This is a genomic window from Pandoraea sp. NPDC090278 (assembly GCF_044772185.1).
In the GTDB taxonomy this organism is placed as follows: Bacteria; Pseudomonadota; Gammaproteobacteria; order Burkholderiales; family Burkholderiaceae; genus Pandoraea.
In genome coordinates this window covers 201945-214554 of sequence record NZ_JBIVYJ010000005.1, presented here as the reverse complement: position 1 = coordinate 214554, position 12610 = coordinate 201945, and the positions used below count along the sequence as shown (strand labels likewise).

Below are 12610 nucleotides of genomic sequence, written 5' to 3'. Positions count from 1 at the left end.
GCGCGCGCGTAGCCGCCGCCGGAGTGCATTTGCATGTCGCGCAATCTGTATTCGCCGTATATCGATTCACCGTATCTCGACTATGGCAACCTGAGCGACGACCTCACGGCGGCGCCCGGCACACTTCTGTTCCCCGATTCGGCGGCCGCACGTGTCGAGCAGGTCGGCAACGGACACCATTACCGGTTGGAATACTGCAACGGTTACGCAGACGGGCGGACCGAGTTTCACGCGCAGTCTCCCGCCATGTGGATGACCTATGCCGACGTCAGCTTCAAGAACGTCGTAAGACGGCGCACCCATGGACGCAACACGCTGCGCATCCGCATTTCCCGGCGCGGTGCCTGTTCCTATTCGATTGACGGCAAGCACCTGAGCCTCGACGGTCCGAACGTCGGCATCGTCGCGGAGCCGGAGAACATGTTGCCCGGCGACGTCAGCGAGCAAGGCCACCATCAGGTCACCAGCCTGTGCATCCACCGCGACGCGCTGCGTGGCTTGTACGCCGGGGAGGAGGCGAGCCTGCCGGTTCCCATCCAGCAGTTTCTCGACGGCTCGCTGCGCCAGAGCTTCATGCACTCGGCACCCATCGCGCCGGATATGCTCGACTGTCTACAACAGTTGGCCGACTGCTCGATGGAAGGTCGTCATCGCTCGCTTTTCCTGCAAGCCAGAAGTCTGGAAATTCTCGCCCGTGCGATGGCGTCGATCAGCGACGGCACGAATCCGTCGGACGACGAACACGCACACCCGGAGGTGAGCCGCATGACGCGGCGCGCAGTATCCAAGGCGCAGGTGATTCTTCAGGAGAATTTCGTCACGCCCCCGTGCCTCGATACGCTTTCGCGTCAGGTGGGTCTGAGTCGCAGCAGCTTGTGCGCAGGTTTTCGTACCCTGATGGGAAAGAGCATCTACGAATACGCGCACGAGTTGCGCATGCAGCAAGCGTTACGGTTGTTGCGCGAGCCGGGCGTGCCGGTGACCGATGTGGCCTATGCCGTCGGCTACCAGCATCCGAGCAGCTTCTCGGTCGCCATTCAGAAGCGCTTCGGTCTGTCGCCCCGGGCACTTCGCTCGCGCAGCGCCGGTGGCGGCGTGAGCTTTCCGGACTGACGCCGTCGGCTGCGTGTCAGACGTGCCGGAGCGAGATCGCGGCGACGTGTAGCATCCGGTCGACGACATCTTCGACGAACGCCGGTGATTCATACGGGAAGTTGTGCCCATTGCCAGCGGGCGCGAAGATTTGCTCCGAGTGTGTCGACGTGGCTAGATAGCGGCGGCGAACGGCCGTCATGATGGCCAGATACCGCTCGAACCCCGCTTCATCTACACCCATGCGAGAACGCAGCTTCTGCGCTGCCTGCGCGGTGCTGGGTCGCATCTCCGACGCGTCCTGTGGCGTGACGACGAAGACCGGTAACCCATCCAGTTCGCCGTCGTGAACGAGGGCGTCGAACCCAGCACGCGCACTCCCTGTCACGCTTAGCTCCGAGAGCGCCGACGCGGAACTGAACCCCGCGCTGGCTCGCCACTCGATCGTTTCGAAACCCATCGAAATCGCATCGGTAAGCCGACTACGCACCAATGCATAAAGCCGGGCGACGTCCGGCTGCCAGCGTCCGACCAGCGCGAAGAGGTCTGCGTGGATGCCGAACAGGTGCAGCAGGCCTGTCAGGTTGCCGACCATGCACATCATGGTCGGGCGCATGCAGGCCGGTCCGTAGTTGAAGAAATCGAAGTGGGTGGCGTCGAGCAGCACGAGCCCGCAGACGAGGTCGGGACGCCGCCGCGCGATGTTCGCGACCAGCAGTCCACCGAACGAATGTCCGGCGAGCACGAACGGCCCGCGTTCCCCGGCGTTCTCCAGCGCGGCGACGATCTCCTGTGCCTCCAGCGCGGTGCTACGCGGGAACGGGCCAACGTCGCTCCAGCCAGTGCCCGCACGGTCGATCAGAATCGAGCGCGTACGACCGCGAAACGTCAGGTGCAGATGATGCAGGGCGAGCCCGCCGCTGTGCGCCCCCGGGATCCATACGATGGCGGGCAGGTGCCTCGCCTCGCCTTCGGCGAGCACGTGCAGGCGATAGCCGCCCACATCCACAAGCTTGCCGGGTGGTGCGAATTTGGCACGAATACCGGCGATCCGAACCATGTGATAGAGCGCACCGGCCAGGAGCAGCAGGCCGATGCCGAGCAGCCCTGCGCCCACGGCGGCGGCGCCTGCAAGACGGCATGCCAGGCCCGCGAGCAAGATCAGCGCGGCGATGGGGACGCCCGCCCAGTCGCGGCTCAACAACGCCGGTATCCAATTGCGCATGTCTCTGTTTTTCCCTTGTGTAGGCCCCGACCGAGCGGGGCGGCAATCGTTGCGATGAGGATACCCGGCTGGTGGCGCTACGGCGCAAGTGGGTAGCCGGGATAAAACGATACCGGCTACCGTGCTTGCGCGCTTAGTCTCGCGTCCGCAAGACTGTTGCCCCGTGCCGAACGGCGTCCCCCGTTTGCCGGACGCGCGCAAAAGCATTCCGGTCGGCGGCAAAAGGATACGATGCCGAACGCCACTACATTGATGTCATGCTGCCGTTTGCCCGTCGCGCCGTGGTGACAACGTGTGCCGGGGCCCGACAACGGCCGGGTGATCTCTCAACGATGGAACGTTGCTATGCAAATCCTGAAGGACCGGCTCGACGAATTGCTTGAAAAAGCCGTGCAAAGCGGTGCCGTGGCCGGTTATGTCGCTGGCGTGAGTCGCGGCGGCGAGTGCATCGCCTTGGCGCGCGGTACGGCCAATCTGAACACGGGCGCGCCGATGCGCGTCGACACCCGGTTTCACATCGGCTCGGTGACCAAGATCCTCACCACGCACCTGCTACTGAACTACGTCGATGCGGGGCGGCTCGATCTCGACGATCTAGTCGTTACGCATTTGCCGTCGTTTCGCCTGCGTGAGCCGGGCGCAGCCGAGCGTCTGCGGGTGCGTCATCTGCTCAATCACACCAACGGCATCGACGCCGAATGCTTCAGCCCGATGGACGAGAACGGTCCCGGCGCGACACGCGACTATGTGGAGAAGCTGCGCGACTTCGGCACGCTTTTCGGTCCGGGCGAGGCCGTCCACTATTCGAATCCGGGCTTCGTCGTTGCCGCGAGGCTGATCGAGAAGATGTCCGGCAAGACGTTCAATCGCGCGCTGGAAGACGAGCTTTTCGCGCCGTGCGGCATGACGCAATCGTGTACATCGGTTGAGCAGGCCGTTCTGCATTCGCATGCGGTGGGCGCATTCCCCGACCCGGCCACGGGCAAGCTGCGCGCCACGTTGTCGTTCATGTTGCCCGCGTCGCTCGCCGGGGCTGGCGCGACGCCGATGTCGACGGTGGCCGACATGCTGCGCTACGGCGAGATGCACCTTGCGGGCGGACGCACCGCGTCGGGGCAGCAGGCGCTGGCGACCGAGCAGATCGAGGCAATGCGTGCGGTGACGTTCGACATGAGGTCCCCCAACGTTCCTCCCGTCGGTCTGGGCTGGTGGAAAGTACCGGTCAGCGGCGTCACGGTCTACTGGCATGGCGGCACGACCATCGGAACGACCAGCACCTTCGTGGTTTGCCCCGAATTGGATCTGGTCGTCGTCGCTGGGGGAACGGGGCCGGGCGCCAACGCACTTCACGATCGTGTGTTGCTCGAAACGCTCGCCCATCTGGGCCATGAGCGCGTCGTGCCGTATCGCCGAACACCGCTCACTCGCCCGATGTCCGACTATGCGGGCGACTATCTGCATTACCCGATGCATCTACGCGTGGTTAACGTCGCGAACGAGCGACTCTCGGTACAGGGCGATTGGCGCGTGATGGACGAAGCGATGTTCCGCTCACTCGTCTGGCCCGCGACCGGCGAGGCGCTCGACAAGTTCAACAGACGCTTCGCGTTCGATGGCGGCTCGCTGTATGAAGTCGGCCTCTCGCCCATCGCCGACGGGTTGTTCCTCCCGGACGGTCTCAATGATGAGGCCATGTGTGGCATCCACAGCCGGATCGGATTGGTGTCGTTCCACGACGCCGAAGGACAACCGGCCGGTGCTCACACGCGGCTTCGCTTTATGCGCCGGGCCGACTGACACGCGGCGCTTCCGGCAGGTGAGGCGAGATGCCGGAACTTGCCGGACAGGCATCCTGGATATTTAACTGATTCTCGGCGTTTTTCGGAAATGACGACAATAATATTTCGGAATGCTAATGTATTTGACGGTTGGTCGGAAGATTTGCGACCTGGCTGCGACGTGCTGGTAGTCGATGGTGAAATCAGTGACGTCAGCGAGACCGCTTTGAAGGTGCCAGTTGGGGCCGAGGTGATCGATTGCGCCGGGCGCGTGCTGATGCCCGGATTGATCGACGCCCACGTACATGTCTACGGCGCCGGGCTCGACGTATCGAAAGCCGTCAAGCGTCCGGGGACCTATCTGGCCCACTACGCGGCGCGCTTTCTCGGCGGCTGTCTGAATCGGGGCTTCACCACGGTGCGAGACGTTGGTGGCGGCGATGTGGGTCTAGCCACCGCATTGCTGGACGGCCTGTTGCAAGGCCCGCGCCTGATCTACGGAGGGCGAGTGCTTAGCCAGACAGGCGGGCACGGCGATATGCGTCCCGGTGACCACGATCTGGATGCGGCGCACGCCATGTGTGGCTGCGCAAGCCACATGGATGGCCTTGCGGTACTCGCAGACGGGGCCGACGCCGTGCGTCGGGCGGTTCGCGAAGAACTGCGTCGCGGGGCGTCGCACATCAAGATCATGGCGTCAGGCGGTGTCGTATCGCCCACCGATCCGCTCGATTGCAGTCAATACTCGGACGACGAAGTGCGCGCTGCGGTCGACGAGGCGACGCGCATGGACAAGTACGTAGCGGCACATTGTCATCCGACGGCGGCGATTCGCCGATGCGTCGAGCTGGGCGTGCGCTCCATCGAGCACGGAACGATGATCGATGCCTCGACGGCGGCACTCGTTGCCGAACGCAACGCATTCGTGGTGCCGACGATGGCGATTCAGCATGCATTGCATGCGCACGGGCGGCGCATGGGGATGCCGGAGGCGAACCTCGCCAAGATGGAGCGTGTGGTGGCAGCCACCATGCAGGGACTGGACATCATGCACCGCGCCGGTGTGAGCATGGGCTTCGGCACGGATCTGCTGGGTGCGCTGTGCGATCTCCAGTCGACTGAGTTCACGCTGCGTGCGCGCGTGCTGCCTGCCATCGAGATCCTTCGCTCCGCTTGCACCGTGAACGCACGCCTGCTGCGGCAGGAAGGGCGGCTGGGCTGTATTCGCCCGGGCGCTTGTGCCGATTTGCTGGTCGTCGAGGGCAACCCGCTGCGCGACATCTCCGTACTCGAACGCAGCGACGAAACACTACGGGTGGTCATGGTCGCTGGTCGCTTTCACAAGCGGGCGCTGCCGTAACGCGTTCGCCCGTCTTCCGTCTTCTCTTCTCTCTCAATCGAACTTCTTACCGATCAGGATTGATCATGCGTATTTTTGTCGCCTCGATGGCGCACGAGACCAACAGCTTTTCCCCGATTCCGACGAGCCTGCATTCCTTCGAGGAGCGCATTCTCTACCGCCCGGAAGGCGGTGTGCCCGATGCCCGCGCGAACGATCTGCTCGGCTACGGCGTGTTTGTACGCGAAGCGCGCGCCCGGGGGCACGAGGTCGTCGGTTCGCTCTTTGCGTTCGCCGAGCCCGGCGCGCCTTGTGGCAAGGCGGACTACGAGACGTTGCGCGACGAGATCCTTCGCGATCTGTCCGCGGCGGGCAAGATCGACGCGGTGCTCTACCTGTTGCACGGCGCCCAGATGGCGCAGGGCTATAACGACTGCGAAGGCGATCTGCTCGCTCACACGCGCGCCATCGTGGGTCCGGACGTCGTGATCGGCGTCGAGCTGGACCTGCACGCGAACGTGACCGAAGCCATGACCGCGAACTGCGACATCCTGCTCGCCTGCAAGTATTACCCGCACATCGACTTCGACGAACGTGCAGTCGATCTCGTGAACCTGACCGAACGCGCGGTACGCCGCGAGATTCGTCCGGTGGTGCATTTCGAACGCGTGCCGATGCTCGGCATGTTCTTCACGACGGAGCCACGCATGGCCGAAGTCAATCAGTCGGCGATGGACCGGGAGGGCCGTGACGGCATCCTGTCCGTGTCGCTGATTCATGGCTTTCCCTGGTCCGATTTTCCGGAGACGGGCGCAGGCGTGCTGATCGTGACTGACGGCCAGTCTGAAACGGTGCGTGTGCACGCGCAGGACCTTGCCCGGCGCTTCGCCGCAGTGCGCGACGAGACGGCCGCGCTGCACGCGTCGGTGCCGGAGATCCTCGACCGCATTCAGGCAGCACCGCCGTCGAACGGTCGCGGTCCGTTCGTCATCGCCGACGTGGCCGACAATCCGGGCGGCGGCGCAGGCTCGGATTCGACGTTCATCCTGGAAGCGGTGCTTGAACGGGGTTTGCGCAACGTTGCGGTGGGCATGCTGTGGGACCCGATCGCCGTCACCTTTGCCCGCGACGCCGGTGTAGGAGCGATGGTGCGCTTACGTCTGGGCGGTAAGACCGGACCGCGCTCGGGTCGTCCGCTGGATGTGCTCGCGAGGGTGGTTGCCGTCAACGACGGGTTCTCGCAGCACGACGACGACTTCCGGTTTCCCGGCCCGGCGCTCGGACTTGCCGCTGTGCTCGATATCGACGGCGTGACGGTCGTGGTGAATTCCACGCGCCAGCAGACCTACAGTCCGAGTTGCTTCACGGACTTCGGCATCGATCTCAAGCGTTTCGACATCGTTGCGGTGAAGTCCAGTCAGCACTTCCGCGCGCTGTTCGGCCTGTTCGCCCGCGAGATCTTTTATTGCGAGACGCCGGGTTCGCTCAACCTCGACTTCCGCGCCGAAGACTACGGCAATCTGCGCCGTCCGATGTGGCCGTTCGACGAGAACGCCATCTGAACGAGCCAAGCGAGGTTCCCCATGCGCAGGATGTCGGATGAATCGGATATGAACGAGCCACGTTGGACGCAAGACAAAGCATGGGGCACGCCGTTACCAGGCACGCCGTCGCTGCGGCGTGCCTGGTATGCGCTGGTGGTCCTTTCGCTGATCGCGATTCTCGGTATCACCGACCGGCAGATGCTGACGCTGGCCGTCGAGCCGCTGAAGCAGGACTTCCAGCTAAGCGACACCGAGCTGGGGCTGATCGTAGGATTCGGGCCGATTCTCTTCAGCGCGATTGCCTCGCCGCTACTCGGTTGGCTGGCCGACCGCGTGGATCGACGGTGGCTGATGGTGGTGTGCATTCTGGTGTGGAGCGCGGGGACGGCGGCTTGTGGGCTTGTCACGCAAAGCTGGATGCTCTTCCTGTGCACGCTCACGCTGGCCGTGGGCGAGGCGGGGCTCGGACCGGTCGTCTACAGTCTGCTCCCCGATCTGTTTCCGGCCCGACTGCGCACGACAGCGAACACGATCTTCTTCGCGATGTCGCTCTTCGGCGCGGGGCTCGGCATTGCCGGTGCGGGCGCGATCTTCCGTCTGGCGGAGCCGCTGGCGCGGGAATTGTCGATGGACACCTGGCGTCTCGCGTTCCTCATCGTGGCAGTGCCCGGTCCGGTCATCGCGGCCCTGTTCGTGCCGATCGGGCATCCGCCGCGTGGGGGCGAGGGTGCCCGAACGAGCCACGTCGCACCGGAGACCGTAGCCCAGTACTGGCGTCGCTCGGGCCGAATGCTCACCTGCCTGCTGTTCGGTTACGCGCTGTCGGCGTTCTATGTCGGCGCCATTCTCGGTTGGGCACCTGTGTCGCTGATTCGCTATTTCCATGTCGACCTGGCGCAGGCTGGCGTGTATAGCGGCATCGCTATCGGCGGTGGGTCGGTGATCGGGGTGATTGCGGGAGCGCTGATGGCACGCGGCCTGCGACCTCGTTTCGGGCATCGCATGCCGGTGGTGGTGGCGTGCGCGATGGCATTGACCGGTGCGGGGCTGCTGCTTTGCTTGTCGGCGGCCACAACAACAACGTGGCTCGTCGCCGTGATGACCGGCATTCTGGCCGCCTACATCACCGGCGCGGCGCTCACACCGACGCTGCTTCAGGACGTTGCACCGCCACATCTGCGCGGACGCGTGATCGGCGCGTCCTCGCTCATCACCTACATGTTCCAGGCCATCTCGGTCCCGGCCGTCGGCGCCGTCTCTGACGCCTTGCACGGCACACCCCATGCGCTCCTGAAAGGCACGGCCTGGCTCGGCATTCCGGCCGCGCTCGCCAGCGCAGTGCTGTTCGCCGTTTGCCTGCGTGCCATGCAGGCACATGCCCAGCCACAGGGCGACACGCGCCACGGCGCAGCCACGCTGTAACGGCCATGTGACACGCCGTCGCTCAAGGACGGCAGCCAACGTTTTCCGGCGACCAGCAAAAGCGCCCCGAAATTTGGATCCCTACATTGGTGTCAGTGCGACGGCAACCGGCCATACCGCAGTTGCCGCATCGTCGGCGCATTCATGTCAATCGGCGGGAAACCAAAATCACGAGGGGATGGGGAAATGGGAAGCAAGCGACGCCGTGTCGTACCGGGATCGATTTTCGTCAGACGCACCTGGGTTGCGGCCTCGGTCATGAAGTTGTTCTTCATCGCAGCCAGCGCGAGCGCCCAGACGGCACCCGTCGCGCCAGCGGCACCTGCCGCACCGGTGCAGACCAATCCGTCGGGCGAGCAGAGCGCAGCGGGGGCAGGGGGCGCGGTCACGCTCAACTCGGTCGAAGTGACGGCCAATCGTCGGCGCGAACCGGCACGCGAAGTGCCGATGAAAGTCGACTCGCTATCCGCCGACGCGCTGCAAAAGGCCGGTGCCACCAAGCTTAGCGACTACATCGCCACAGAACCGGGCGTGGGGTTCAACAGCGCAGGCGGTCCGGGCCAGGCGACCATCTCGATGCGCGGCGTCACCGCAGGCAAGGACGTCGGCCCGACCGTAGGCGTCTATGTCGACGACGTTCCACTGGGATCGAATACCGTGTCCGGCGGTGGTGCTTCGCTGGCGTTCGACATGGCGTTGCTCGATCTGAATCACATCGAACTGTTGTTCGGCCCTCAGGGGACGCTCTACGGTGCCGGTGCGATGGGCGGACTGCTGAAGTACGTCACCAATCAACCCGATACGGAGAGCTTCTCGGGCAACGTCGGCACGACGATGTCGTCGACGTGGCACGGCGGGTTCAACAACACGGTCAACGCAGTCATCAACCTGCCGATCAAGACGGACGTCGCTGCGCTGCGCATTGCGGCGTTCAACACCCACGATGCGGGTTACGTCGACGCGGTCGGGGCGGCGGGCGGTTCGCGCATCAACAAGAACGACACCACCGGCCTTCGCGCATCGCTGCTGGTCACGCCGACCAGCAAGCTCACGTTTCGCCTGACGGCGACCGTGCAGAACATCAATGCGAGCGGCCAGAACTATGTGAACTACGACATGAACGGCCAGCCGGTCTACGGCCGTCTCACGCGCCAGCTCGATCAGGCCGAGCCGTACCATCAGAGCAATCAGTTCTTCACGGCCAATGCCGAGTACGACTTCGGATGGGCACGGTTGAATGCCATCTCTGCCTATCAGTCGCTGCGCACGGTCTCGAACGCGGACTTTACGTCTTTTTACGTGCCGATTCTCGCGGCAGGCGGCGTCAACGCGAGCACGGTGGGCGCTCGCTCGGATGTCAACACCAACAAGGTGACGCAGGAGTTTCGTCTGACGTCGCCGGGCAATCGCACTATCGAGTGGGTCGCCGGTGCGTATTACGACCATGAGCGCAGCTCGCAGCAGCAGGTGTACAACGCGACGCTGGTCGGCGGCTTCACGCCGCCGCCGCTGGAAAACCTCGGCTATTCGACGACGTACCAGGAGATCGCAGGTTATGGCGATATCACCTACAACGTGACGTCGCGCGTGGCGCTGACGGCGGGCGTTCGTATCGCCCACAACAGTCAGGACTATCGGCAGAACACGTCAGGGTTGCTTGTGCCGATGCCGCTCTCGTCGCCGGGCGAGTCGTCCGACACGAGCAAGACCTACATGTTCACCGCGAGCTACAAGCTCACGCCCACGAGCAATGTCTACGCGCGCGCAGCCAGCGGGTACCGCCCGGGTGGCCCGAACAGCATGGCCGTGAGTGCGGTGACCGGCACGCTCGTGTCGGGGAGTCCCACGTTCAAACCCGACACGTTGTGGAATTACGAATTGGGGTACAAGGCCGATCTGTTCGACAAACGGCTATCGGTGGCGCTGTCTGCCTACGACATCGAATGGCGCAACATCCAGCAGTACGGGGCGATTGACGGCGTGGGACAACTCGTCAACGCCGGTAATGCCCGCATCAAGGGGCTGGAGCTCTCCGGCGCGGTGCGCGCCACGTCGGCACTCTCGTTCAATGCGTCGATGGCGGCGATCCGCGCGTACCTGACGGATGGGAGCGCGGAAGTCGGTTCTCGCACGGGCGATCTGCTGCCGAACACGCCAAAGTTCGCGGCCTCCATCGGCGCGACATACCGATTCCAACTGGCGGGCAATCCGGCATCCGCGAGCATCAGCGAGCGGTTCGTGGGCGAGCGCCATTCGAGCTTCTCGGGATCGACGGGCACGCCCGACTTCGTGCTGCCGTCGTACGCGGTTACCGATTTGCAGCTCGGGGTCGACCTGAGGTACGCCAGCCTGTCGTTCTTCGTGCGCAACCTCTTCAACCGCAACGGTCTGCTGTCGGCGAATACGAACTTCGTGCCGCTCGGCGGCAGCGCGCTGGTCTCCGTCATTCAGCCTCGCACGATCGGTATGCAAGTGAGCGTTCCGTTCTGAGCATGACCGACACTCACGCACACGGAAGTCAAACCATGCTTGGCGAACTCTCTCCCGAGCGGGCCGTCACCGGCCACGCACACGGTTCATACCGCCCACGTCGCTTCGGTGGGCGCGCGCAAAGTCCTCTGCGCCGGTTCGGCGGCATTGCCTTGGTGCTGGCGTTGCACGCCGCACTGATCTACGGGTTGTTGAATGGTCTGGCATCGCAGGTCGTGGCGGTCATTCAACAACCGATTGAGGCGCGTCTCATCGCGCCCGTGAAGCCACCTCCGCCCCCACCGCCGCCTCCGGTGGTGAAGCTGGCACCGCCGAAGGTCGCGCCGCCGCCGCGGCCGTTCGTGGCGCCGCCGGAAGTGCCCGTGGTGAGCACGCCGTCGACGGTCTCGATCCAGTCGACGCCGGTGGCCCCGACCAACCCGACCCCTGCGCCAGTGGCGGCACCCGCGCCTGCCACGAAGCCGGTCAATCGGGAAGTCGGCGTGGTGTGCCCCAACTCGGACCAGGTGCGGGCGTCGCTGCGCTACCCGCGCGAGGCACTGGAAAACAACATCACGGGGGACGTGCTCGTGGAATTTTCCGTCGACACGGACGGGCGCGTATCGGGCGAGCGGGTGATGCGTTCGGCGGACCCGGTGCTGGACCGCGCTGCGCTGAACGCCGTCCGGCGCTTCAGTTGCATTTCGCAAGGCCAGTCGGTGCGTGTGCAGGTGCCGTTCTCGTTCAACCTGAACTGACGGCGAGTCAAACCAACTGCGCTGGCAGACCACATTCGTCAAGACAACGATTTCGTTAATTTTCGGTAGTCATGGAGTCTCTATGAACATGCGTTTCTTTGCCGCACTGGCGGCCAGTACGACCATTGCGATGGCCAGCGCCGGTGCGCTGATCGCACCGGACACTGCACATGCGCAGGCCGCAAGCGCTGCGGCTACTTCGCCCGCACAGCCCGTGCTGCCCGGCGCGTCGCAGAGCGCGCAGCCGGTGCCTCCTCCTTCGCCTGATGCCGTCACGAACGTGACGAATCCCTATGGCCTGAGCGCCTTGTGGGAAGGAGGCGATTTCGTGGCTCGCTTCGTGCTCGTGTTGCTGGTGATCATGTCGATGGGTAGCTGGTACATCATGGTGACCAAGTTCTTCGAGCAGTTCCGTGCTAACCGTCGCGCCAGTCGTGCGGATGAGCAACTCTGGAGCGCACCCTCGCTGGCGGCCGGTGCGGCGCAACTGGAGGAAGCGTCGCCGTTTCGCTTCATCGCCGAGGCCGGTATCGAGGCGAGCGAGCATCACGAAGAGGCGTTGCTCGAAGCGGTCGATCGCAATACCTGGATCGACGTGTCGATCGAGCGCGCCATTACCAACGTTTCCAATCGTTTGCAGGATGGACTCGCATTCCTCGGTACGGTCGGCTCCACGGCACCATTCGTCGGCCTGTTCGGCACGGTGTGGGGGATCTATCACGCGCTCACGGCCATCGGCGTAGCCGGGCAGGCGTCCATCGATAAGGTGGCCGGGCCGGTCGGAGAGGCGCTGATCATGACGGCTATCGGTCTGGCCGTGGCGGTCCCTGCCGTGCTCGGCTACAACTTCCTCGTGCGACGCAACAAGGCGGTTATGGAGCGCGTGCGCGGCTTCGGTGCGCAGCTCCATACGGTGCTGCTCGCTGGCGGCAAGCGACCCGGGCGCAACGGCGTGCGCGCGGCCGGTTGAACGTACGGAGCCT

9 protein-coding genes are annotated in these 12610 nt (G+C 64.4%); 8 read left to right on the top strand and 1 reads right to left on the bottom strand.

Features of this window, described 5'->3' with window-relative positions; all coding sequences use genetic code 11:
* Positions 1 to 33 precede the first annotated feature (33 nt).
* A complete protein-coding gene (locus tag ACIQWO_RS18790; protein ID WP_402827340.1) occupies positions 34 to 1113 on the top strand; it encodes a helix-turn-helix transcriptional regulator in 1080 nt (359 codons plus the stop codon).
* Positions 1114 to 1129: 16 nt separating this feature from the next.
* Here the strand turns inward: ACIQWO_RS18790 and ACIQWO_RS18785 are convergent, their stop codons facing one another.
* The gene (locus ACIQWO_RS18785; RefSeq protein WP_402827337.1) at positions 1130 to 2317 is read right to left on the bottom strand and encodes an alpha/beta fold hydrolase; all 1188 of its coding nucleotides are present in this window, start codon (positions 2315 to 2317) and stop codon (positions 1130 to 1132) included.
* Between the two features lie 345 nt (positions 2318 to 2662).
* Here ACIQWO_RS18785 and ACIQWO_RS18780 point away from each other — a divergent pair, with 345 nt between their 5' ends.
* The 7 genes from ACIQWO_RS18780 (at position 2663) to ACIQWO_RS18750 (ending at position 12597) form a co-directional block, all read left to right on the top strand.
* Complete coding sequence (locus tag ACIQWO_RS18780; protein WP_402827334.1) at positions 2663 to 4114, top strand: serine hydrolase domain-containing protein; 1452 nt, start codon at positions 2663 to 2665, stop codon at positions 4112 to 4114.
* 213 nt (positions 4115 to 4327) lie between these two features.
* A complete protein-coding gene (locus ACIQWO_RS18775) occupies positions 4328 to 5455 on the top strand; it encodes an amidohydrolase family protein (protein WP_402828221.1) in 1128 nt (375 codons plus the stop codon).
* Positions 5456 to 5520: 65 nt separating this feature from the next.
* Positions 5521 to 6996: a M81 family metallopeptidase gene (locus ACIQWO_RS18770; protein ID WP_402827331.1), complete on the top strand. Its 1476-nt coding sequence runs from the start codon at positions 5521 to 5523 to the stop codon at positions 6994 to 6996.
* A gap of 48 nt (positions 6997 to 7044) precedes the next feature.
* Positions 7045 to 8400, top strand: coding sequence for an MFS transporter (locus ACIQWO_RS18765; protein ID WP_402827328.1), 1356 nt, complete (start codon positions 7045 to 7047; stop codon positions 8398 to 8400).
* Between the two features lie 186 nt (positions 8401 to 8586).
* Positions 8587 to 10890 carry a TonB-dependent receptor gene (locus ACIQWO_RS18760; RefSeq protein WP_402827325.1) on the top strand — a complete coding sequence of 768 codons (2304 nt, stop codon included), beginning with the start codon at positions 8587 to 8589 and terminating at the stop codon, positions 10888 to 10890.
* A gap of 35 nt (positions 10891 to 10925) precedes the next feature.
* A complete protein-coding gene (locus ACIQWO_RS18755; RefSeq protein WP_402827322.1) occupies positions 10926 to 11627 on the top strand; it encodes an energy transducer TonB in 702 nt (233 codons plus the stop codon).
* 82 nt (positions 11628 to 11709) lie between these two features.
* On the top strand, positions 11710 to 12597 hold the full coding sequence (locus ACIQWO_RS18750) for a MotA/TolQ/ExbB proton channel family protein (protein WP_402827319.1): 888 nt from the start codon (positions 11710 to 11712) through the stop codon (positions 12595 to 12597).
* Positions 12598 to 12610 lie beyond the last annotated feature (13 nt).